21 protein-coding genes are annotated in these 23,309 nt (G+C 58.1%); 15 read left to right on the top strand and 6 right to left on the bottom strand.

Translation table 11 applies throughout. The annotated features are described in order from the left end of the window. Window positions 1-202: 202 nt before the first annotated feature. The 10 genes from purB to cydB all read left to right on the top strand — a co-directional run bounded on the left by purB (window position 203) and on the right by cydB (window position 12,205). Entirely contained in the window at window positions 203-1,498 is a 1,296-nt protein-coding gene (purB, locus tag GS_RS08150; protein WP_010942277.1) for an adenylosuccinate lyase, read from the top strand. Next, window positions 1,491-2,585 carry a mechanosensitive ion channel family protein gene (locus GS_RS08155; protein WP_010942278.1) on the top strand — a complete coding sequence of 365 codons (1,095 nt, stop codon included), beginning with the start codon at window positions 1,491-1,493 and terminating at the stop codon, window positions 2,583-2,585. Before purB ends, GS_RS08155 begins: the two co-directional genes overlap by 8 nt. Then, window positions 2,586-5,576, top strand: a complete 2,991-nt coding sequence (locus GS_RS08160; RefSeq protein ID WP_010942279.1) for a phosphoribosylformylglycinamidine synthase subunit PurS — start codon at window positions 2,586-2,588, stop codon at window positions 5,574-5,576. A 3-nt stretch (window positions 5,577-5,579) separates the two neighbouring features. Then, window positions 5,580-6,407: a phosphoribosylformylglycinamidine synthase subunit PurQ gene (locus tag GS_RS08165; protein ID WP_010942280.1), complete on the top strand. Its 828-nt coding sequence runs from the start codon at window positions 5,580-5,582 to the stop codon at window positions 6,405-6,407. Between the two features lie 36 nt (window positions 6,408-6,443). Beyond that, window positions 6,444-7,844, top strand: a complete 1,401-nt coding sequence (gene purF / locus GS_RS08170) for an amidophosphoribosyltransferase (RefSeq protein ID WP_010942281.1) — start codon at window positions 6,444-6,446, stop codon at window positions 7,842-7,844. A gap of 17 nt (window positions 7,845-7,861) precedes the next feature. Then, entirely contained in the window at window positions 7,862-8,410 is a 549-nt protein-coding gene (gene pyrE, locus GS_RS08175; RefSeq protein ID WP_010942282.1) for an orotate phosphoribosyltransferase, read from the top strand. Between the two features lie 72 nt (window positions 8,411-8,482). Continuing rightward, window positions 8,483-9,181, top strand: a complete 699-nt coding sequence (locus GS_RS08180; RefSeq protein ID WP_010942283.1) for a YkgJ family cysteine cluster protein — start codon at window positions 8,483-8,485, stop codon at window positions 9,179-9,181. Window positions 9,182-9,265: 84 nt separating this feature from the next. Next, window positions 9,266-9,679, top strand: a complete 414-nt coding sequence (locus GS_RS08185; RefSeq protein WP_010942284.1) for an RrF2 family transcriptional regulator — start codon at window positions 9,266-9,268, stop codon at window positions 9,677-9,679. A gap of 143 nt (window positions 9,680-9,822) precedes the next feature. Next, a complete protein-coding gene (locus GS_RS08190) occupies window positions 9,823-11,175 on the top strand; it encodes a cytochrome ubiquinol oxidase subunit I (RefSeq protein ID WP_010942285.1) in 1,353 nt (450 codons plus the stop codon). Between the two features lies 1 nt (window position 11,176). Continuing rightward, window positions 11,177-12,205, top strand: a complete 1,029-nt coding sequence (gene cydB, locus GS_RS08195) for a cytochrome d ubiquinol oxidase subunit II (protein ID WP_010942286.1) — start codon at window positions 11,177-11,179, stop codon at window positions 12,203-12,205. Between the two features lie 329 nt (window positions 12,206-12,534). On the opposite strand, the gene GS_RS08200 is transcribed toward cydB, so the two are convergent. Beyond that, the gene (locus GS_RS08200) at window positions 12,535-13,029 is read right to left on the bottom strand and encodes a ferritin-like domain-containing protein (protein ID WP_010942287.1); all 495 of its coding nucleotides are present in this window, start codon (window positions 13,027-13,029) and stop codon (window positions 12,535-12,537) included. Window positions 13,030-13,155: 126 nt separating this feature from the next. Here GS_RS08200 and GS_RS08205 point away from each other — a divergent pair, with 126 nt between their 5' ends. Beyond that, on the top strand, window positions 13,156-14,106 hold the full coding sequence (locus tag GS_RS08205; protein WP_010942288.1) for a diguanylate cyclase: 951 nt from the start codon (window positions 13,156-13,158) through the stop codon (window positions 14,104-14,106). A gap of 142 nt (window positions 14,107-14,248) precedes the next feature. Beyond that, window positions 14,249-15,928 (top strand): energy-dependent translational throttle protein EttA, encoded by a 1,680-nt coding sequence (gene ettA, locus GS_RS08210; RefSeq protein WP_010942289.1) that lies wholly within the window; start codon window positions 14,249-14,251, stop codon window positions 15,926-15,928. A 93-nt stretch (window positions 15,929-16,021) separates the two neighbouring features. Here ettA and GS_RS08215 read toward each other — a convergent pair whose 3' ends face one another. From GS_RS08215 to GS_RS08235, 5 genes are all read right to left on the bottom strand, one after another. Next, the gene (locus GS_RS08215) at window positions 16,022-17,047 is read right to left on the bottom strand and encodes a lipoprotein (protein ID WP_010942290.1); all 1,026 of its coding nucleotides are present in this window, start codon (window positions 17,045-17,047) and stop codon (window positions 16,022-16,024) included. A 191-nt stretch (window positions 17,048-17,238) separates the two neighbouring features. Beyond that, entirely contained in the window at window positions 17,239-17,439 is a 201-nt protein-coding gene (locus tag GS_RS08220) for a GSU3473 family protein (protein ID WP_010942291.1), read from the bottom strand. A gap of 270 nt (window positions 17,440-17,709) precedes the next feature. Then, window positions 17,710-18,450 carry a cytochrome C gene (locus tag GS_RS08225; RefSeq protein ID WP_235045011.1) on the bottom strand — a complete coding sequence of 247 codons (741 nt, stop codon included), beginning with the start codon at window positions 18,448-18,450 and terminating at the stop codon, window positions 17,710-17,712. Between the two features lie 68 nt (window positions 18,451-18,518). Then, window positions 18,519-19,622: a cytochrome b gene (locus GS_RS08230; protein WP_010942293.1), complete on the bottom strand. Its 1,104-nt coding sequence runs from the start codon at window positions 19,620-19,622 to the stop codon at window positions 18,519-18,521. A gap of 8 nt (window positions 19,623-19,630) precedes the next feature. After that, the gene (locus tag GS_RS08235) at window positions 19,631-20,050 is read right to left on the bottom strand and encodes a ubiquinol-cytochrome c reductase iron-sulfur subunit (RefSeq protein ID WP_010942294.1); all 420 of its coding nucleotides are present in this window, start codon (window positions 20,048-20,050) and stop codon (window positions 19,631-19,633) included. 357 nt (window positions 20,051-20,407) lie between these two features. On the opposite strand from GS_RS08235, the gene GS_RS08240 reads away from it, so the two are divergent. The 3 genes from GS_RS08240 to GS_RS08250 all read left to right on the top strand — a co-directional run bounded on the left by GS_RS08240 (window position 20,408) and on the right by GS_RS08250 (window position 23,233). After that, the gene (locus tag GS_RS08240) at window positions 20,408-21,349 is read left to right on the top strand and encodes a class 1 fructose-bisphosphatase (RefSeq protein WP_010942295.1); all 942 of its coding nucleotides are present in this window, start codon (window positions 20,408-20,410) and stop codon (window positions 21,347-21,349) included. A 35-nt stretch (window positions 21,350-21,384) separates the two neighbouring features. After that, window positions 21,385-21,654, top strand: coding sequence for a hypothetical protein (locus tag GS_RS08245; RefSeq protein ID WP_010942296.1), 270 nt, complete (start codon window positions 21,385-21,387; stop codon window positions 21,652-21,654). Between the two features lie 142 nt (window positions 21,655-21,796). Beyond that, window positions 21,797-23,233, top strand: a complete 1,437-nt coding sequence (locus tag GS_RS08250; protein ID WP_010942297.1) for a sigma-54-dependent transcriptional regulator — start codon at window positions 21,797-21,799, stop codon at window positions 23,231-23,233. Window positions 23,234-23,309 lie beyond the last annotated feature (76 nt).

Consider the following 23,309-nt stretch of genomic DNA (forward strand, 5'->3'; position numbering starts at 1 on the left):
CCGGGATGCACGGCGTACGTGAGCAGAAGATTCTGCGTACCCGCCGGTACGTTGAGTTATGGAGCGAACGGTACCCCGAATACCGACCCTGCATGATTTTTCAACAGTCTGCTGACCGACCCGCGCAGGATGGACGCTTCGTGTATTCCGACGCCTGTCAGGGACTGCACATACTTTACTGAACGAAAGGAAGGACCCGCCCGTGATCGAACGTTACAGCCGTCCCGAAATGGCCCGTATCTGGGAACCGCGCAATCGCTACCAGAAGTGGCTCGACATCGAGATTTACGCCTGCGAGGCCCACGCTGACCTGGGCAACGTGCCCCGCGACGCGGTAGAGCGCATCAAGGCAAAGGCTGACTTCGACGTAGACCGCATTGATGAGATCGAGCGGACGGTGAAGCACGACGTCATCGCCTTTCTCACCTCCGTTGCCGACTACATCGGAGATGATTCACGCTTTGTCCACTTGGGACTCACCTCGTCGGACGTGCTCGATACCTCGTTCGCCATGCTGCTGGCCGAGGCCTCCGATCTCATCATCGATGACATCAAGCGGCTCATGGAGGTCATTAAGCGCCGCGCCTACGAACACAAGGATACGCCGATGATGGGGCGTTCCCACGGCATCCATGCCGAACCGGTCACCTTCGGCATCAAGATGGCTCTCTGGTACGACGAGATGAAGCGCAATCTCCGCCGGATGGAGGCTGCCCGGGAAACCATTGCCTACGGCAAGATATCCGGGGCGGTCGGCACCTTTGCCAACATTGATCCGATGGTAGAGGAGGCTGTTTGCGCCAAGGCAGGGCTCAAGCCGGCTCCCTGTTCGACCCAGGTGATCCAGCGGGACCGCCACGCGGAGTTCTTCTCCACCCTGGCGATCATCGCCACCTCCATCGAGAAGTTTGCCGTGGAGATTCGTCATCTCCAGCGGACCGAAGTGCTCGAGGCCGAAGAGTTTTTCAGCAAGGGGCAAAAGGGGTCGTCAGCCATGCCCCACAAACGCAATCCCGTCCTCTCCGAGAACCTGACCGGTCTTGCACGGCTCATGCGGGGCTATTCGGTATCCGCCCTCGAAAACGTACCCCTCTGGCACGAGCGGGACATCTCTCACTCGTCCGTCGAGCGAGTCATCGGCCCGGATGCTACCATCTGTCTCGATTTCATGCTCAACCGGACCATCGGCCTCATCGACAATCTCGTGGTTTACCCCGAGAACATGATGCGGAACCTGAATCTCATGCGCGGACTCATTTTCTCTCAGCGGGTGCTCCTTAAGTTGGCCACTGCCGGTGCGTCCCGCGAGAAGGCCTATGAACTGGTCCAGCGCAATGCTATGAAGGTGTGGGAGCAGGGCAAGGATTTCCAGGAAGAACTTCTGGCCGACGGTGAAGTGCGCGGTTTCCTCCCGGAGGATGAAATCCGTGAGGCTTTTGACCTCAACTACCACCTGAAGCATGTGAACACCATCTTCACGAGGGTCTTCGGTGGCTGACATCATAGCGTTTCTCAGCAACTTCTACCGGTTGGAGGCAGGAGATCATCTGCTGCTCTTCTGGCTGAAAGAAGCCCTCATCGCCCTGATCATCTTCAGCATTTTCTGGGGGCTGTCTCTGTTGCTCCGGACCCTGCTCACCAGATGGGTTCCCCGGTTCACCGCGTTTACGAGCACCGACCTGGATGACCGGATTCTGGCTCGCGTGACGCCGCCGGCATGCCTGCTGGTGGTCCTGGCGGGTCTCTACTATGCGGTCAAGTCGTTGCCGTTTCCTGAGAAGGCCCATGTGCTCAGTGCCGGGGCACTATTCATCGTTAACGTCATTGTTGTTACCAATATTGCCTGGCGAATCACAAACGAGCTATTAGGGTGGTACGGGAGCCGTCTTGCTGAGCGCCACGGCGGAGGAGTCGATCGGCAGATCATACCCCCGCTGGAAAAGCTCATCACCATCTTCCTGGCAGGTATCGCCCTGATGGTGGTGCTCAGACATTTCAATTACGACATCCTCTCGGTGGTGACGGCACTGGGAATCGGCTCCCTTGCCATCGGTATGGCGGCAAAGGAAACCCTGGCCAACATGATCTCAGGTTTTACCCTGATGGTGGACCGCCCTTTCCGTATTGGCGACCGGATTCAGCTTGCCTCCGGCCAATGGGGCGATGTAGCCGATATCGGGCTGAGGACCACCAAGATCAAAACTGTGGACAATACGCTCCTGATCATTCCCAATTCGGAGCTCTGTAACACAACCATCATCAACCTTGCGTTTCCCGACGTCCGGGCCAAGGGACGGATCAACGTCGGTATTTCCTACGACAATGATGTCGAGCGGGCCAAGTCGCTGCTGGTCGAAACTGCCCTTTCGGTTCCGGAGGTGCTGCGGGAGCCGGCGCCGGAGGCGTTTTTCGTGTCGTTCGGCGACAGCGCTCTGAATGTGTCGCTCTTCTTCTGGGTAAGTGAATACGGCTCTGTCTTTGCTACCACCGATAAAATCAATGAACAGATCATCGCACGGTTCCGCGAGGAAGGGATCACCATTCCCTATCCGATACGGACGGTCATCATGGAAAAGGAACAGTAAATGGCGCAACGAATCGAAGTCGCCCTGAAAGAGGGAGTTCGCGATGCCCGCGGCGAGCGGGTTCGACGGGAGATTGAGCATTTTCTCCACCTGCCGGTGCACGAGGTGCGTACCATCGACGTCTACACCGTGGACGCCGGCCTTTCGCCGGACGAATTGGAGAAGGCCGCCTCGGAACCGTTCAGCGACCCGGTCATTCAGACCTGGAGCCTGGATCGGCCTCTGGCCGATGGGTTCGACTACCTGGTAGAGGTGGGCTTCCGCCCCGGTGTTACCGACAACGTGGGCAGGACAGCCAGGGAGGCTATTGAATATATCACCGGACGCCCCTTTGCCGCGGGGGAGGGGGTCTACACCTCGGTGCAGTACCTGCTTTCCGGAGCCCTGTCGCGGACCGATGTGGAACGGATTGCCCGCGATCTCCTCTGCAACACGCTCATCCAGCGCTACATCATTCTGGATCGGGCGGAATTCGCCGCTGCCGGCGGGGTTGCAGTCGTTGTTCCCAAGGTGACGGGAGAGACCCGCGCCCAGGTTCGGGAGATCGACCTGAACGTTTCCGACGACGAACTGATGAGGATCAGCCGTGAAGGGGTCCTTGCCCTCACGCTGGACGAAATGAAGGTGATCCAGGCCCACTACCGCAATCCGGCAGTCATAGCGGAACGGTCCAAGGTCGGACTTGCGGCTAAGCCCACCGACGCGGAACTGGAGGCCATTGCCCAGACCTGGTCGGAGCACTGCAAGCACAAGATTTTCTCTGGCACTATCGAATATATCGACGAAAACGGCAATCGCGAGGAGATTCGTTCCCTCTTCAAGACCTTTATCCAGGGAACCACCAAGACGGTGCGTGAACAGCTCGGCGAGCGGGACTTCTGTCTCTCGGTCTTCAAGGATAACGCCGGTGTCATCCGCTGGAATGACGATTGGTCCCTGGTGTTCAAGGTGGAGACCCACAACTCTCCGTCGGCCCTGGACCCCTATGGCGGGGCGCTCACCGGCATTGTCGGCGTAAACCGGGACCCCTTCGGCACCGGCAAAGGGTCAAAGCTCATCTTTAATACCGATGTTTTCTGCTTTGCTTCGCCGTTCTACGACAAGCCTTTGCCAAGCCGGCTGTTGCACCCGCGCCGCATCTACGAGGGCGTCGTGGAGGGGGTGGAGCACGGCGGCAACAAGAGTGGTATTCCTACGGTGAACGGCTCCATCGTCTTTGACGATCGCTTTGCCGGCAAGCCCCTGGTCTTCTGCGGTACGGCAGGGCTCATGCCTGCCACCATCAACGGAGCTCCGGCCCACGAGAAGTTCATCCGCCCCGGCGACCTGATCGTCATGACCGGCGGCCGCATCGGCAAGGACGGCATCCACGGCGCAACCTTCTCATCCGAAGAACTCCACGAAGGTTCTCCGGTAACGGCGGTGCAGATCGGCGATCCCATCACCCAGAAGCGGATGACCGATTTCCTTATCCGGGCACGGGACAAGGGGCTCTACAACTTTATCACCGACAACGGTGCCGGCGGACTCTCCTCGTCTATCGGTGAGATGTCGGGCGAGTGCGGCGGCTGCCGTATGGATCTGTCCAAAGCACCTCTCAAGTATCCGGGTCTCGATCCCTGGGAGATCCTGATCTCAGAGGCCCAGGAGCGGATGAGCCTCGCTGTTCCGCCCGAGCACATCGACGAGTTCATAGCCATGGCCCGCCGTTTCGGTGTGGAGGCAACCATCCTCGGTGAGTTCACTGATTCCGGCTACTTCCATATCATGTACGGGGACAGAACCATCGCGTATCTTCCCATGGACTTCCTCCATGGTGGACTACCCCCCATGCAGATGCGGGGGGTCTGGGAAGTGAAGCGCCACGAAGAGCCGGCGCTGGAGGTGAAGCAAGACTACGCGGCCGACCTGAAGCAACTGCTCGGTTCGCTCAATATCTGCTCCAAGGAGTCGGTGGTCCGGCGCTACGACCACGAGGTGCAGGGGGGGAGCGTGGTGAAACCGTTCACGGGCGTTGCCAACGACGGTCCCTCGGATGCGGCGGTGATCCGGCCGGTGCTCGACTCCTTCGAGGGGGTCGTGGTGAGCCACGGGATCTGCCCGCGGTACAGCGACATCGATGCCTATCACATGACCGCCAACGCCATTGATGAGGCCCTGCGCAACTATGTGGCCGTGGGCGGCTCCCTGGATCTCGTGGCGGGGCTCGACAACTTCTGCTGGTGTGACCCGGTCCAGTCGGACAAGACCCCTGACGGCGAGTACAAGATGGCCCAACTGGTTCGCTCCAACAAGGCCCTCTACGACTATTGCGTCGCCTTCGGCATCCCTCTCATCTCTGGCAAGGATTCCATGAAGAACGACTTCTGGGACGGAAACGTAAAGATTTCCATTCCGCCGACCCTCCTGTTCTCTGTCATCGGCAAGATCGACGACATCCGTACGGCGGTCACCATGGACGCCAAGCGTCCGGGCGACATCGTCTACCTCCTGGGCAAGACCGGCTATGAACTGGGAGGCTCCGAGTACATGGCCCTCAAGGGATTAGTGGGTAACAGCGTGCCGCAGGTGAACACCGCCAAGGCGCTGCCGCGCTACCGCGCCCTGCACCGGGCCATCAGCCAGGGCCTGGTTGCTTCGTGCCACGACCTTTCCGATGGCGGGCTCGCCGTGGCCTTGGCCGAAACGGCTTTTGCCGGCGGATTTGGCATTGTCGCCGAACTGTCACGGGTCCTCTGGAGCGGTGACGAAGCCCTGAAAGGAGATGCAGCTCTCCTGTTCTCAGAGTCTGCGTCGCGGCACCTCGTCACGGTCCGCCCCGAGAATCGGGAGGCTTTCGAGTCGGTCATGGCAGCGAATTGCTTCTCCTCCATCGGGGTGGTGACGGAAGAGGGGAGGGTGACGGTTACCGGTCTTTCGGGCACCAGGGTCATCGACGCAGGGATCGACGAACTCAAGCAAGCGTGGCAGAGCCCGCTGAGGGAGCTGTAATCAATGGCAAAGGCACGAGCGATAGTTATAACCGGCAACGGCACAAACTGCGAAATGGAGGCGGCTCACGCCTGCCGCCTGGGCGGCTTCGATGAGACCGTCATTGCCCACATATCCGATATTCTCACCGGTGAGATCCGGCTCGACGATTTCCACTTTCTCAATCTTACCGGCGGGTTCCTGGACGGGGACGACCTGGGGAGTGCCAAGGCCCAGGCAAACCGTTTCAGATATGCCCGGGTCGACGACCTGGAAGAGCACCTGATCGACCAGATCATACGCTTCATTGACGCGGGCAAGCTGATCCTCGGCGTCTGCAACGGGTTCCAGCTCATGACCAAGATGGGGCTGTTGCCTGCCGTGGACGGTGCCTATCTGGCCCAGACGGCAACACTCACCTTCAATGCCTGCGGCAGGTTCCAGGATCGCTGGGTGTACCTGAAGGTCGATCAGGCATCGCCGTCAATTTACACGAAAGGGGTGGAGACGGGGCTCTATCTGCCGATACGTCACGGGGAAGGGAAGTTCGTGGTGGACAGCCCGGCAACTCTTGCCGCTATTGAAGCGAAGCACCTGGCGGTCTTCACCTATTCCGACGAAACATATTCGGCACCGACCATGGAGTTTCCATTGAACCCCAACGGGTCGGTCAACGCCATCGCTGCCGTCTGCAATGAATCCGGCCGGCTCATGGGCATGATGCCCCACCCCGAGGCGTTCCTCCACCGGACCAATCATCCCCGCTGGACCCGCGAGGACCTTCCCGAAGAGGGAGATGGACTCGTCCTGTTCCGCAACGCGGCCGACTACGCGAAGGCAAACCTGCTGTAGGGGGCGGTTTCCCGCCCACACCATTTTGGAGAGATGATGAAGCTCTACAGACCAACGGAAGAGTGCGGCATTTTCGGTATCTACGGCCACCCTGAGGCGGCCAATCTGACGTACCTGGGCCTTTACGCCCTTCAGCACCGGGGACAGGAAGCCTGCGGCATCGTCTCCTCGGACGGCCGCAGCCTCTACACCCACCGGAGCATGGGGCTTGTGGCGGATGTCTTCGGCAATCAGGAAATCTTCGGCAATCTTCCCGGTGAATCCGCCATCGGGCACGTGCGCTACTCCACCACCGGCGACTCGGTCCTCAAGAACGTGCAGCCCATCAAGGTCGACTACTCCAGGGGCTCCATTGCCATTGCCCACAACGGCAACCTGGTGAACGCCCAGTACATCAAGGACGAGTTGGAGGCCTGGGGTTCCATTTTCCAGACCACTATGGACACGGAGGTGATCCTCCACCTGCTGGCCACTTCCAAGCATAGTTCCCTGGAGGACCGGATCATCGATGCCCTCGGGCGGATCAAGGGGGCCTACTGTCTTCTGTTCCTGACGGAAACCCGCATGGTGGCTGCCCGCGATCCCCACGGCTTCCGCCCCCTCTGTCTCGGCAAGCTCGGCGATGCCTGGGTGGTTGCGTCCGAGAGCTGTGCCTTGGACCTGATCGAGGCCGAATTTGTCAGGGAGATCGAGCCGGGCGAGATCGTGGTCATTACCAAGGACGGGCTCACCTCCCATTTTCCGCATAAGAAGATCGAACCGGCTCCTTGTATTTTCGAGTTCGTCTACTTCGCTCGCCCAGATTCGTACATCTTCGGCAAGAACGTCTACCAGGTACGCAAGGACTTCGGGCGCCAACTCTGCCGCGAGCACCGCATCGATGCCGATATCGTCATCCCGGTTCCCGATTCGGGTGTTCCCGCAGCCCTGGGTTATGCCCAGGAGGCGGGTATTCCCTTTGAGCTCGGGCTTATCCGCAACCATTACGTGGGCCGTACCTTCATTGAGCCCCAGCAGTCGATCCGGCATTTTGGTGTCAAGATCAAGCTCAATCCGGTGCGGGAGGTGCTGAAGGGAAAGCGGGTGGTGGTCATCGACGACTCTATCGTCAGAGGCACCACGTCCCGCAAGATCGTGAAAATGGTACGCAACGCCGGCGCATCCGAGGTTCACGTTCGCATCTCGTCGCCCCCCACGAGCTATCCATGCTACTACGGCATTGACACCCCCACCCGCAAAGAACTTATCTCCTCGTCCCATACCATCGAGGAAATCCGCAAGTACATAACCGCCGATTCACTGGGCTACCTTTCGGAGGAAGGGCTGCTCCAGGCCGTGGGCGCCGGCAGCAATCCCTTCTGCAAAGCCTGTTTCTCCGGCGGCTACCCGATCACATTCCCGCGCCTCATGGCCGAACCCCAACTGGATCTTTTCTGAAAGGAGTGAACCGACCAATGACTGACAAGGACCGACTGAAGCAGATCATCCTGGAGCTGTCCTACGAAAAGCGGAAAGTAATCCTCGCTTCGGGCCGCGAAAGCGACTTCTATTTCGATGGTAAGCAGACCACCCTCCATGCCGAAGGGGGACTGCTGGTGGGCAAGCTCTTCTATGAGGCCATCAAGGATGTGGAAGGGGTCCAGGGGGTAGGGGGGATCACCCTCGGCGCCGACCCCATTGCCACGGCAACCTCCATTGCCGCATTTCTGGATGGACGCCCGATGCACGCGTTCATCATCCGCAAAGAACCCAAGGGGCACGGCACGGGCCAGTGGCTTGAAGGACGCAAGAATCTTCCTCCCGGATCAAAGGTGGTCATTGTGGAAGATGTTGTGACCACCGGCGGATCTTCCATGAAAGCCGTCAAGCGGGCTGAAGAGGAAGGGCTCAAGGTACTCTGCATCGTTTCCCTGGTTGACCGTGAAGAGGGGGGCCGCGAGAATATCGAACAGGAAGGGTACGAACTCCGGACAATTTTTACCAAGTCCGAGCTGCTGGCTTGACAAGGGCCGGCGGCTTCGAAAGCATGAGGAGAAGGCAGGCGGGAGTGCACCCGCCTGCCTTTTTAATGGACCATGAAAGAAATTCTCGACCACTACGGCAGCCTGCTCTCCCGCATCGACGACTGGTTCCGCGCCTGCCTCGACAGTTCGGGCGACCGCATCCGCTGTGCCGACGGCTGTTCGGACTGCTGCCGGGGGCTCTTCGACATAACGCTCCTGGACGCGGCCTTTCTGCGCCGGGGCTTTGACCGGCTCGATCCGGAGGTACGCGAGCAGGTTCTTGTCCGTTGTCGGGAGCGCATCGCAATCCTCAGGCTGGTATGGCCCGAATTCGATCAGCCCTTCATCCTCAATATGCGCCCCGATGATGAGTGGGAAGCACTCATGCCCGATGACGACGAAACTCCCTGTCCGCTTCTGGATCGACACGGCCGCTGCCTCGTCTACGAGCATCGTCCCATGACCTGCCGCCTGCACGGACTTCCTCTCGTCGACGTTTCGGGCGAGATTATGCACGATGAATGGTGTACCCTCAACTGCATCGATGCCGATCCTCTGGCCGATCCAGCCCTGCGCGGTGATTTCGACCGAATATTCACCGAGGAAGTCCGGCTTATCCGGACCTTTGCCGGGCGCCTTCTCGGCCATCCCCTGAGCGAAGTGGACACGTTCATCCCGACCGCCCTTGTCATTGCGTTTGACAGCATTAATTGGCTCTCTTGGGGCAACCGTCTCGCCGCATTGTCTCTCTCTGACCCTCGCAGTAAATAACTTTCGCTTGAGGTTCATTTTCTTTTTGACAGCTCTGATGAGCTCTGTTATAAAAAAGACAAATTCGGTCTTTTAGGGATTGTTATGATGGAATTAACCCGGAAGGGTGAATACGCAATTCGCGGCGTCATCTATCTTGCCCAGATTCCACCGGGCACTGTGGCGCTCATCAGCGAGATCGCCGAGGCGACGGACGTCCCCCAGACGTTTCTTGCCAAGATTCTCCAGAGCTTTGCAAAGATCGGCATTGTAAAATCGTTTCGGGGTGCCGGGGGTGGGTTCATCCTGGGGCGTCACCCGTCGCGCATCACCCTGCGCGAAGTGGTGGAGGCGGTGGAAGGACCGATCATGCCCAACCGTTGCCTCCTTGGAAGTGGCACCTGCGAGCGGGATAATATCTGCGGCGTTCACCCCGTTTGGCGGAAGGTGCAAGAAAGAGTCGCCGAAACCCTTGACGCGGTGACCCTCGAAGAGCTGGCCGCTACCACGAAACTCTGAAATTTTTTTGCCTGTATACAGGATAAAAATAGTCCTGTATGGTACTCTTAATAAAACCGCGCCCATTCATGGGCGCTTTACATGTGCAGCGGCTGCAGCCGCATAATCACTCTGAAGTACATACTCAAAGGAGGTAACGGCGAATGGACGTACTAACCCTGAGCAGGCTCCAGTTCGCGGCAACGACAATGTTCCACTTCATTTTCGTGCCGCTCACCCTCGGCCTCTCCGTCCTCACGGCGTACATGGAAACCCGGTACGTGCGTACGGGTGATGAAACCTATCTGAAAATGGCAAAGTTCTGGGGCAAGCTCTTTCTGATCAACTTTGCCCTCGGCGTGGTCACCGGCATTACCCAGGAGTTCCAGTTCGGTATGAACTGGGCCGAGTATTCCCGCTACGTGGGTGATATCTTCGGTGCTCCGCTCGCCATCGAGGCCACGGTGGCATTCTTCCTGGAGTCGGTCTTTATCGGCGTCTGGATCTTCGGGTGGAACAAAGTGTCGAAGGCGACCCATGCGGTTGCCATCTGGCTCGTGGCCATCGGTACCAATCTCTCGGCTCTCTGGATTTTGCTGGCCAACGGGTGGATGCAGAAGCCGGTCGGCTACGTGCTGCGCAACGGCCGGGCCGAAATGGTCGACTTCCTGGCCGTGGTAACCAATCCCTACGGCATCATCAAATTCGTTCACACGCTGACGTCCGGTTACATGGTGGCGGCTTTCTTCGTGATGGGGATCTCCGCGTGGCACCTGCTCAGGAAGAACCGTATCGACTTCTTTGTCCGCTCGTTCAGAATGGCAGCCACCTTCGGCTTCGTCGCCGCCATCCTGGTATTCCTCTCCGGTGACTTCCACGCGGTGGAAATAGCCAAAACTCAGCCCACCAAGTTCGCTGCCATGGAGTCAGTCTGGGAGACCCAGAAAGGGGTCGGCATGAACCTGATTCTGCTCCCCGACCCGCAGAATGAGTGCAACGCCGTGGAACGGCTCTGTATTCCGAATATGGTGAGCATGCTCGCCTTCCACACCCCTGACGCCGAGATCAAGGGGCTCAAGGACTTTCCCAAGGAACTGCGTCCGCCGGTGCAGCCCACCTTCTGGAGCTTCCGTCTCATGGTTGGCTTGGGTACGTTCATGACACTAGCCGCCCTGGCCGGCGTTATTCTTTCCCGGATGAAGAATCTTGAGAACAGGACCCTCTTCCTGCGCGTGATGCTGCTCGCGCTGCCGCTCCCGTACATTGCTGCACAACTGGGCTGGATCGTGGCGGAACTGGGCCGTCAGCCCTGGATCGTCTATGGGGTGCTCAAGACGGCCGATGGTGTCTCAAAGGCCGTGACAACGCCCCAGGTGGTCGGTTCGCTGGTGGGTTTCACGCTGATTTACAGCCTGCTGGGTGCCATCGATATCTACTTGCTGGCCAAGTATGCCCGCAAGGGACCTGACGACGATCTTTCCGGAATCATTAAGCCTGCGACGGTAAAGGGGGCCTAACATGGAACTGCAGATTACCTGGTTCGTTCTCTGGGGTGTACTCTGGGCGGTCTATTTCATGCTTGACGGATTTGTACTCGGCACGGGCATCCTGCACAACGTAATCGCTAAGACCGACGGCGAAAAGCGGGTGCTCATCAACGCCGTGGGACCGGTCTGGGACGGCAACGAGGTCTGGCTGCTTACCGCAGGCGGTGCAACTTTTGCCGCATTTCCGACCACCTACGCGCTCATGTTCAGCTATCTCTACACAGCGCTTCTGCTGTTGCTCTTCTCTCTCATCGTCCGCGGTGTGGCCTTTGAGTTCCGGGGCAAGGTTGAAAGTGCGACCTGGAAAAAGACCTGGGACGTGGCTATTCAGGTGTCGAGCTTTCTGCCCGCGCTCCTGTTCGGGGTGGCTTTCGGCAATATCTTCGCCGGCCTTCCCATGGACGCCAACGGCTACCACGGCAGCCTCATTGGTCTGCTAAATCCCTACGGCCTTCTCACTGGGGTACTCTTCGTGCTCCTTTTCACGGTACACGGAGCCCTCTACCTCTCGGTCAAGTCGGTTGGTGAGCTTAGTGCCCGGGCGAAGGGCGTTGCCGACAAGGTTTGGCCGGTGCTCCTGGTGGTTGCGGTGGCATTTCTCGCTTACACGAAATTCGCCACGAAGCTGTACGATAACTATCTGGCCCAGCCGGTTCTGTTCATTGTTCCGCTGCTTGCCGTGGCCGGGCTTGTCGGCACGCGCCTCTTCTCGGCCAAGGGGGCGACTCTGGCGGCCTTTGCCGCCTCGTGCGTGACAGTCCTCATGGTGGCTGCGACCGGCGTGGCAGGGCTCTTCCCGAACCTGATCCCGTCGAGCCTCGACCCGGCCTATAGCCTGACCATTTTCAATTCATCGTCGAGCCCCTATACGCTCAAAATCATGACCGCGGTTGCCCTTATCTTCGTCCCCATCGTTATCGCCTACAAGATCTGGGTGTACCGGATATTCCGGGCCCCGGTCACTGAGGCAGAAGTTCTTAACGATACACACGCCTACTGATACGTCCTTTCCCGCCTTCCGTTACCGGAAAGAGCCCATTGGGCGAGGGCTCTTTCCGGTAACTGTTCCTTTTCTGTAATCCTGTTTTTCCTGATGCAGCCAACCTGAAATCCGCCGATATGTTTAGAGACAACGGCTCAGCCACATGAACATCGCATCGGCACGACAATGCGGCGGATAGACGCTTTGCGTACGGTTTTTGTGGAGAGATTCGGTCAGTTGCTATTACGTTTTGCGACCTGTGGAATGTGCGGGGTTGGAACCATCGAGGACGGGAAGCGATAGGGGGGACGACGACTGTCCCCCCTATACCCGATTGCTGGTGCGTGCTATTCCCGAACATAGGTGTCCATGTCGGACTCGTGCACCATGGCCATGAGCCGCGCGTACTCGGACTCTATCATTTCATAATGGTTACGGGTCTCCCTGGCGTTCAGTTCGAACACCGCGCGTACCTGGGGATCGGCAATACGGGCTGCGGTTTCCCGCAGGGCCTTTTCCAGGCCCAACTCCTTTTCCATGGCAAGCTCCATTGCCTTCTGCTCGGTAAAGTCGGCATCTATGGTTTTGGCCAGGGATGCCATCCAGTCTGAGGCATGGTCGGGAGGAGTGTTCAGAAATGCTTCCAGATCCGGGATGTCGTTTCTCTGGTAGATTTTGTGGAAATGCCCGGCGTGTTCACGCTCTTCGCGGGCCAGAAGCTCAAAAACCTTTACGGCGTCCGGATTTTTCATCCTGCCGGCGCCAAACTGGTAGAAATTCATGGCATTTTTTTCTGTCTGAATGGACTTGAAAATGGCATCCTGAACATCGATGTCGAACATGTGCTGCCTCCTTGGGGGCGATGAGAGTAACTGCTTCCGTTTAAACGGTAGCGAACAATGGAGCGATGTCAAACATGATGGCTGCAGGGGGAGGGGACTCTCTCTCCAGCGGCTAGGAGTGGTCAGATGACGGATGAACAGAGACAATGCCCGTATCCTGTGCTCATAGCCGAGGATAATGCCCTACTGAGAGCGGTCCTCGAGGGGAATCTGCGCGAGATCGGGTACGACGTGGTTGTTGCCATTGACGGCAAGGATGCTCTCGCGCGTATTCAAAGTGGCTATTTCCCTCTGGTTATTACCGACTGGGTCATGCCGGTCATGGACGGGCCCGAACTTTGCCGGGCCGTACGGAGCCTTGGTCTTGAGCACTATACCTACCTGATCCTCCTCACCTCCCGCGACTCCAAGGAGAGCATCATTTCAGGGCTCGAAGCCGGCGCCGACGAGTATCTAGTGAAGCCGGTGACTCCTGAAGAGCTCACCGTCCGGCTCATGACCGCCCGTCGTATTATCGATCTGGAAAGCTCGCTCAAGCAAAGCATGGAGGAGGTCCGGCTCCTGACCATGCGTGACCCGCTCACGGGTATCTACAACAGGCGCTACCTGGAAGACCGGCTGCACCAGGAGGTCAAACGCACCTTCCGCTACGAACGCCCCATCTCGGTAGTCATGTTCGACATTGATCACTTCAAGAGGGTGAACGACACCTGGGGACACCTTGTCGGCGACCAGGTCCTGAAGGCCTGTGCCGAATCGGTCCGCTCCGGGGTCCGCGAAAACATCGACTGGCCCGTCCGTTACGGTGGCGAGGAGTTTGTGGTGGTACTTCCTGAAACCGATATGGCAGGTGCGGTTATTGTGGCGGAACGGCTCAGGCAACGCATAGCCCTGATACAGACCTCTGTGGGCGATGGGGCCGTGACGGTTACAGCCAGCTTTGGCGTGGCCAGTTTTACCCCTCCGGATCAGAAGGAGGATCTCTCCATCGGTGAAGTGCTGCTGGAGCGAGCCGACCGCTGCCTCTATCGGGCTAAGGGGGAGGGGAGAAACCGGGTGTGCAGCGAACAACTCTGAGACGGCCAGATTGAGCTCTTCATTTTCCGGGGCCGCCGGTCGTGCCGGCGGTCTTTGTGCGTTCGGCGACTCCGACGTTGACATGCCACGGGCGCCGGGGTAAAAAGAAAGGTCATTTACTCCGAGGAGGTTGCACGCACGCATGAGCACCGACAGCACGAAAATCATCTACACCATGATGAGGGTGTCCAAGTACTACGACAAGAAGCCCGTCATCAAGGACATCTCCCTTTCCTATTTTTATGGGGCAAAGATCGGTGTCCTGGGTCTCAACGGCTCGGGCAAGTCGACGCTGCTGCGGATCATGGCCGGGGTCGACAAAGACTTCAACGGTCAAGCTGTGCTTTCGCCCGGTTACACCGTCGGCTACCTTGAGCAGGAACCCAAGCTCGACGAGTCGAAAACCGTCCGTGAAATCGTCGAGGAAGGGTGCCAGGAAACCGTCAATCTCCTGAACGAATTCAACGAAATCACCGCCGCCTTTGCCGATCCCGACGCTGATATGGACAAGCTGCTTGAGCGCCAGGCAGAGGTGCAGGAAAAGCTCGATCACCTGGATGCCTGGGATCTGGACTCGCGCCTGGAAATGGCAATGGATGCCCTGCGCTGCCCCCCCGGCGACACGCCGGTGAACGTTCTGTCCGGCGGCGAGAAGCGCCGCGTGGCTCTGTGCCGCTTGCTCCTTCAAAAGCCCGACATTCTTCTGCTGGACGAACCAACCAACCATCTGGACGCCGAAACCGTCGCCTGGCTGGAACATCACCTGCAGAGCTACCCCGGGACGATTATCGCCGTCACCCACGACCGGTACTTCCTCGACAACGTTGCCGGCTGGATTCTTGAGCTCGATCGAGGCGAGGGAATACCCTGGAAGGGCAATTATTCCTCGTGGCTTGATCAGAAGCAGAACCGCCTGGCTCAGGAGGAAAAGGCGGAGAGTGAACGCCAGAAGACCCTGCAGCGCGAGCTCGAGTGGATCAGGATGAGCCCCAAGGGACGCCACGCCAAAAGCAAGGCGCGCATCAGTTCCTACGAGCAGCTCCTGTCCCAGGAGAGCGAGAGGCGGGCCAAGGACCTGGAGATCTATATCCCGCCCGGTCCCAGGCTCGGTGATATCGTCATCGAGGCTGACAATGTCTCCAAGGCCTACGGGGACCGCCTGCTGGTCGAGGGGATGAGCTTCCGTCTGCCGCCCGGCGGGATCGTCGGTGTTATCGGCCCCAACGGAGCGGGCAAAACGACCCTTTTCCGGATGATTACCGGTCAGGAGGAGCCTGATGCCGGCACCATACGCACCGGCGAGACGGTGAAAATCGCCTACGTGGACCAGAGCCGCGACGCCCTTGATCCGAACAAGAGTATCTGGGAAGAAATCTCCGGCGGCCAGGAGACGCTTCAGCTCGGCAAGGTGAGTGTCAATTCCCGCGCCTATGTCTCCCGCTTCAATTTCTCGGGGAGTGATCAGCAGAAAAAAGTGGGGATGCTCTCCGGCGGAGAGCGGAACCGGGTCCATATAGCAAAGATGCTCAAGGAGGGAGGAAACGTCATCCTTCTGGACGAGCCGACCAACGATCTGGATGTGAACACCATGCGGGCATTGGAAGAAGCTCTGGAAAACTTCGCCGGATGCGCTGTGGTAATCTCCCACGACCGATGGTTCCTCGACCGTATCGCCACCCATATCCTCGCCTTCGAAGGGGACAGCCAGGCAGTCTGGTTCGACGGAAACTACTCGGAATACGAAGAGGATCGCAAGAAGCGCCTCGGTGCCGCCGCTGACATGCCGCACCGGATCAAGTACCGGCAGTTGACGCGGGTATAAGGACTGCGACAGTAGTTACACGCCCAAAAGGGCCGACGGGAAACCGCCGGCCCTTTTGCGCTTCTCTGCAGACCACTCTGGATCAGCGGCCCGCTATTGGTAGATGATGATTTTCGTCACGAGCCACTGGGTGATGCTGTTGTACTGGGCAATGGTCAGGGCTGCTCCGAAGCTGTGCGTGCTGGTATAGGGATTGGCATTGGCCGGGACAGCAGCATCGATGGTTCCGTAATAAATACGCCGGTTCTGGGCATCGGCGCCGGCGATCGTTAGTCCGATGTTTTTCTGTTCATTGGAGGAATTATTCAAGAAGTATCTGATTGAAAAGCTTACGTGGGTAGAGGTTGTGAAATCCTTTGTCGCAGCGAGGGGCTGAGCCACCGAAATAACATTGGTCGGATCGGCGTTGACCGGGCTCACCGTCGAATAGTTTACAAAGGGCGCCGCTTTGGTCATGCTCGAGAAGTTGGTCCGCACGCCGCCCACCGTCAGGCGGGTCGTCTTGATTGTCTGATAGGTGGTTGGGGAGGTATGCCGCACGTGCAATGACTGCCCGGCGTTGATGGTGCCGGCCGAACTGGTGAAGTCGGTGCCGTTGGTGGAGTATTCTCCGTCGGTTATGCTTATGGGCGCCGGAGATGTATTCCCCGTAATTGTCCGGCTGTCCGAGACAATGACGGTGTTCGGTTCCACATCGAGCTTGGGGGCAAACGTGAAGTCTGTGGCCGTTGAGCTGTTCACAAAGACTGGCGGTTTGCTCATGGTCACGCTGGTAAAGGGAATGCTCTCGTTGGCGATGGTCAGAACCGTCGTCATGCTGGAGCTGTAGGCGTTTGAGGTGATGTGACGCACGGTTACGCTTTGGCCCGTTTGTACATTGCCGCTGGCAGAGGTGTAGGGGGCGCCGTCGATCGAATATTCTCCATTGGCGATGCTGATCGCTGCTGACCCACCCGTAATGGTGAAAGCCTTGGACACCACCGGGGCGTTACGCTCCGCATCGGCGACGGTTCCTAGACTCCCCTGGTTCGTCTCGGTATCCGGGAACCACTCAAAATCCCCGCAACCGGCAAGGGCAAGAACAATCAGCAAAAACGGCAGTGAGCGCGTCGTGGTCATAGGCCTCTCGTTTCCAGCGGAGTAGCACCGGACAGTGATTGTGGACGGCAGTAAATGAACAGCTTGGTTACGTCAACGTAATTCTGTAAAGAAATAGTAAAAGATTGCTTTCTGTTACACCATAAAAAAATACGGACGACCGTCGGGTCGTCCGTATGAAAATTGTCCGTGTATGGAGGGCAGGATGTTGCTCAGAATCCTGAGACGAGGGTGAGGTAACGTCCTTCACTGAGAGTGACAGGGCGCTTCTTTCTTTCCAATGAAGTCACCGCGTCGACCCATTCTCCGGCACGAAGAAACGACTTGATGCTCCCTTCCCGGATAAGCTGCTTCAGGTTTGCTTCCAGTGCAACGGTGATGGTGTCGTCAATACAGCGTACAAGTACAACCATTTGTTCCTCCTTAGCGTATTGGCTCGGGGGGGTAGGTTGATGCCGCGCGCTCCACGTGGAGCGTCATCCGGCTTGCATCGAGCTGATAGTTACGTCACCTCCATTTCTCAACCTGTTTGAACAACGCAGTTATGTATACACAAAAAGAATACGGGAGTAAAGATAAAAATTAGCGAAAATTAACCGTGCATCATGAAGAGCGATCGATACCCGCAAAAGCAGATCTGACCGGACCGTGAGCCATGCAATACAGTCCGGACAGATCTGGGATTAGTTCCAGGTCTTTTTAAGAAGGTGGGAAAAAAGTGCCGCCAGTAGGAGTGCCCCTACCACAATGGCACCTATGAATTTGCGCCGTTGCTTTGCTTGGTCATAGAGTGCCAGGGACTGGTCGATGGCGCTTAGTTCAGAGCGGATTCGTCCCGATTCCTGCTCGACGCGGGCGGTGTCGACTTCATGAAAGAGGCGACGGAAGGTATTGCGGAGAGCGAACAGGCTTTTTTCCCTGCTGTCCGTGTCGACTCCTTCCCCTTTGAGCAGGCGGATCTTTGCATCTATGACTGCAATCATGGCCTCGGTACGGGTCATGGCATCTTTGATTGCCGCTGCCCGATCAAAGGAGTGACACGTGCCGCAACGGTTTTCATTGATAATGTCGAGGGTTGCAGCCGCTACGCGGTGTGATCCGTGGCAGGTGACGCAGGTAGGACCGCCGGTTCCGAGAGCTTTGCCGTGGGCGCTCTTCAGATAATCTTCCGTGATTCCCACATGACATCGACCGCAGAATGCCGGGATCTGTTGTTCTGCCGGGGCTCCGATGAATCCCCGGGCAGGGCTCATGGCGTTGACCGCATCGCGGGGATCTCCGCCGTGGCAGTCGTGGCACGATATGCCGTTTTCCTCATGAATGCTGCCCCGCCACTGTCCCACCGGCACGCCACCTTTGCCTGGCTGGCTGCCGTGACACTGAATGCAGACCGTCTCAAGGGCATGAGCGTGCGGTGGCTCCAAGGTTGCAACCAAGAGAGCAAGGATCGAAAGTATGAAAGGGACTCCGGCCCGTGAACGGAACGCGAATCTCATGAGTAGTGCCCCCAGATGGTCATGGCAAGATAAACGCAGATGCCACCGATAAAACAGGCGAGAAAAAGCGGCCGCTTGAGAGGGTGCCGCTCTGCGCCGCGGTCGATAAAGGGAAGCAGGGCCAGCAAGCTCATGACCGCCCCCTGAACCATGAGGCCCAGCAGCTCGTTGGGGAAGACCTTGAGGGTCTGATAGTTTGCTAGAAAGTACCATTCCGGCTTGATGTGAGGTGGGGTCTTGAATGGATCGGCCGGGATAAAGGCGGTGGGGGGAAAGAACAAGTAGGGATTGAAGAATACCACGCCGAAGAATAGCGCAAGATAGATGAAAATGGAGGTTGCATCCTGTAGCAGGTAGGTGGGGTAGAACGGGATGCCGTCCGGATGGGATTCATGGCGGAACCGGTCCCCGGCCCAGCGGGTGCGCGTATTGGCGAGGCCGAAGGGAGGCGCGGAAACGCCGATCCGCTCAAGCAAAAAGAGATGTGCTCCGATGAGCGCGGCGATAAGAAGCGGTAACAGTGCCACGTGGACGGCGAAGAATCGGCCGAGGGTCGGCGGTCCGACGAGTTTGCCGCCCCGCAGGAATTCCACCAGGTAGCCGCCGATGACCGGTATGGCGCCGGCGCTGTTGGTGGCCACGGTGGTTGCCCAGAATGAGAGCTGGCTCCAAGGGAGGAGGTAGCCGGTAAGGGATATTCCCAATACCAGGTTGAAAAGGATGAATCCCGTGAGCCAGTTCAGTTCCCGCGGGCGCTTGTAGCTCCCCATGAACAGGACCGACAGCATGTGGAGCAGCAGCACCGCCACCATCATGTTTGAACCGACCGCATGGCACATCCGGATGAGCCACCCGAAAGGAACGTCGTTCATTATGGCGGTGACGCTGCGAAATGCCTTGTCCGCGTCCGGAACGTAGTAGATGAGAAGCAGGATGCCGGTGACCACCTGGATGCCGAAGATTACCAGCAGGACGCTTCCCAGGGAGTACCAAGCGTTGATGTTGCGGGGCAGCAGATAGCCGGTCAGGCGTTTCTCAACCAGTTCTGCTATACCGAGGCGCACTTCGAACCATTCTCGGAGTTTATCCGGCAGAGACATGTGGCCTCCTATCCGATGGTAACGATGCCGTTTTCCACGGCGAGAGGAAGCCGGGCGAGCGGCTTGGGCGGAGGTCCCGAAAGGACTGATCCATCGGCACTGAAACGGCCGCCATGGCAGGGGCAGAGAAAGTCCTGCTTCTCCTTCTCCCACTGGACGATGCACCCCAGGTGGGTACAGACGGCGGACAGGGCCATCAGACCGCCGGCCCGCGTTTTGACAACGACGCCGGTAGTGCCGTGGAAATCGAAGAATTTTGCCCCATCGGGCGGGATTTCCGTTTCGGGGAAGGTCACCTTGCTGCCACTGTTGCTCTCACCCTGCGGGGCGAGATAGCGAAACACGGGGTAGGTTGCCGCCGCACCACCTGCAAGGGCGATGGCGCCGAGGCAATATCCGAGAAACGTTCGTCTCGTGCTGGCCTGCATGGGACCTCCATCAGATCAGTTTCGCGTTTTAGAGCTTGGTGCAACCAGAGCGGTGAGGGTACGCCTCGCGCCGTCACGGCATGCAGGTCCTCGCACAATCCTTGATGCAGTTCTGCTACGCCTGCGGTTGTGCTTAATCGGCCCGGTCGCATCAGTTGCGCACGCGGGAACGATTCCGTGCAACGTTAGTTGCGAACAAGCTCTTAGTATAGCGGTTGAGCCCCGGTTTGCAATCGCAAGTACGTGTCGACCCAACGGCGGCATGGGCTGCAGAGGTTACATTTCGCTTGATTCTACGCCATGTTTACATGTAATCTTTGAGCGTTTTCACCTATCCGATACTTCAGGAGGATGCGAATGCCGTTCAGCGAGCCGGGCAAGACGAAATTCCAGGTAGACCTACGCCGTCATCTGCGAAATCAGGATATCAGCGATAACCTCGTGCACCTGATCTGCGAGATTGCCGAGGCAAGCAAGTATGTGATCAACGCAGTCCGCACCGGTGATCTCGGCGTGGCCGGTACCTCGAACCTCTACGGTGAGGAGCAGTTGGCCCTGGACGTGCTTTCGGACCGGATCATCAGAAAACGGCTCATCCATTCAGGAGTTGTCTGCAACATTGCATCCGAGGAGATGGATGAGATCTTCCAGGCCCAGGCCGACGCCGACGGTCTCTACTCGGTGGCGTACGATCCCCTCGACGGCTCGTCGCTCGTTGATGTGAATCTTGCCGTGGGAACCATCGTGTCGATTTACGAAGGGTGCAACCTGCTCCAGAAGGGGCGTAATCAGGTGGCAGCCATGTACATACTCTACGGCCCCCGTGTTTCGCTGGTGTATTCCGTGGGCAAAGGCGTTCACGAGTTCACCATGAACCATCTCATGGAGTACACCCTGAGCCGGGAGAACGTCACCATGAAGCCGGACGGAGACATCTACTCCCCTGGCGGACTGCGCAAAAAGTACCTGCCGGAAACGGAAAAATTCGTGCAGCACCTTGAGAGTAAGGGATCCAAGCTTCGCTATTCGGGCGGCTTTGTGCCCGACATCAACCAGGTACTGATGAAAGGGAAGGGTATTTTCATGTATCCTGCCCTCAACGGTTCACCTAACGGCAAACTGCGCGTACTTTTCGAGCTGAACCCCATGGCTTACCTCATCGAAAATGCAGGAGGGGCGGCCACTGACGGCAAGACGCCCATCCTCGACATCGAGCCGCAATCTCTCGACCAGCGGGCTCCCATTTTCATTGGTTGCTCCAATGACGTAGCCACGGCCATGGAGTTCATGGGCGGCTGATTCATGCCGCAGTTTCAACCAAGAGGGGGATGATCATGGAAGAGAGCCAAAAGCAGCCAAGACTCTGTTCGGAGATCCAGCTGTTCGATCTCTGCGAAGTGGGTGCCGCCGATGTGTGCGGTCATCGCGACGGACGTTACTGCACCAAGGGTGACCTGCTGGCACGGTTTGAGGCCATTGCGGATGATGACCGCTCACCCGAGCAGTATTTCGCCGAGGAACTCGACGATGCTGAAGGCGCCGACGACCTCGGCTATGATGAAGCGTTCGGCGTTGATGAATACGGCGAAGAGGATGAAGAGTAGTGTGCTGGTGCAATTGTAAGCATTATGGGGGGCCTGCCGATGTCGGAGGCCCCTTTTTTAGTGGCCGCGTGCAACTTCTTGTAATTGTTGAATATTGTAATTAAGTGATAAATGCGGATCCAATGCATTGTATGGAGGGAGTATGGGGACCAAACTTCTGGTACTCGACGACGATTCGGTGGTTCTTGAACAACTGAAGCAGGTCTTCGGCGCCGAAGGCTATGAAGTCTTTACCGTCAGCCAGGATCGGGAGGCCTATCGCATCATCGCTGCTGAACATCCGAACGTGGCCATCATCGATCTGAACCTTGAGGGCGCCTCGGGGCTCGATGTGCTGCGTGAGGCGAAACGGCTCGACCATGCCCTCGCCGTAATCATCACCACCGGCTCCCGGGCCACCCGCAATGCCATAGAGGCCATGCGGCAGGGAGCCTACGATTACATTATCAAGCCGTTCAACCTGCCGGCTCTGACCGAGACGGTCCGCAAGGCCGTCGAATGCAACCTCATGACCCGGACGGTCCGCTTCACCGGTGGCGGCGGCGGTATCGACGACGATGTCGATTATGAAGACGTGATGATCGGGTCTTCGCCGGAGATGCTCGAAGTCTGGAAGATGGTCGGGAGGGTCGCCGATTCGGATGCATCGGTGCTGATTCAGGGGGAGAGCGGTACCGGCAAGGAGCTTCTCGCCCGAGCCATTTACCACTATTCACGTCGGCGCCACCGTCCGTTTCTTGCGGTCAACTGTGCGGCTCTGCCCGAAACGCTGCTTGAAAGCGAACTGTTCGGCCACGAAAAGGGTGCCTTCACCGATGCCCACTCGCGTCGCATCGGCAAGTTCGAACAGTGCAACGGCGGAACGATTTTTCTCGATGAAGTGGCGGAGATGAGCCTCGCCAACCAGGGGAAGCTCCTGCGGGTGCTTGAGAACCAGGAGTTCGAGAGGGTGGGGGGGAACGAGACGGTTCGGGTCGACGTGCGCGTGCTCACTGCCACTAATCGCAGCCTAGTGCAGGCCGTGAAGGAAAAAGCCTTCCGTCTCGACCTCCTCTATCGTCTGCGCGTGGTCTCGTTCTACCTGCCGCCCCTGCGGGAGCGGGTCGAGGACGTCCCCCTTCTGACTGATTTGTTCATCAAGACCTTTTCCCGGAAACACGGCAAGAAGATCAAAGGAATCGCCCCCAGGGCACTGGAGATGCTGAAGGTGGGACATTGGGAAGGAAACATCCGCGAGCTGAAAAATGTCATCAATTCGGCAACTGTCCTCTGCAAGGGAGACTTTCTCATGCCCGAGGACTTCGCGCCACTACTGCCCGCTGCCGTGTTGCCGCGAAAGGTCGAGGGAGGTGTGGGTGACGATTACTTCGGATTTTTCAGGAAGGTTCTAGAGCCGGAGTTTGATACCCTGTGCCGGAAGAGCAAAGGGGCCGTGTTCGAAACCGTCAGCAGTAGTCTGCAGGGAGCATTGATCCGGCTGGCCCTTGAACGATGCGGCAACAATCAGGTAGTGGCGGCCCGCCTTCTCGGCATAAGTAGAAATACCCTACGCGACCGATTGGCCCGCTCGGAAGGGTGACAGCCGGTATCGCCGGTGGTTGGTCACGAGTCGTACGGGCGGTCCGTTGCGCTAAGGGGCTCGCGTTGCAGGTTCC

The sequence above is a fragment of the Geobacter sulfurreducens PCA genome, from assembly GCF_000007985.2.
Lineage (GTDB): Bacteria > Desulfobacterota > Desulfuromonadia > Geobacterales > Geobacteraceae > Geobacter > Geobacter sulfurreducens.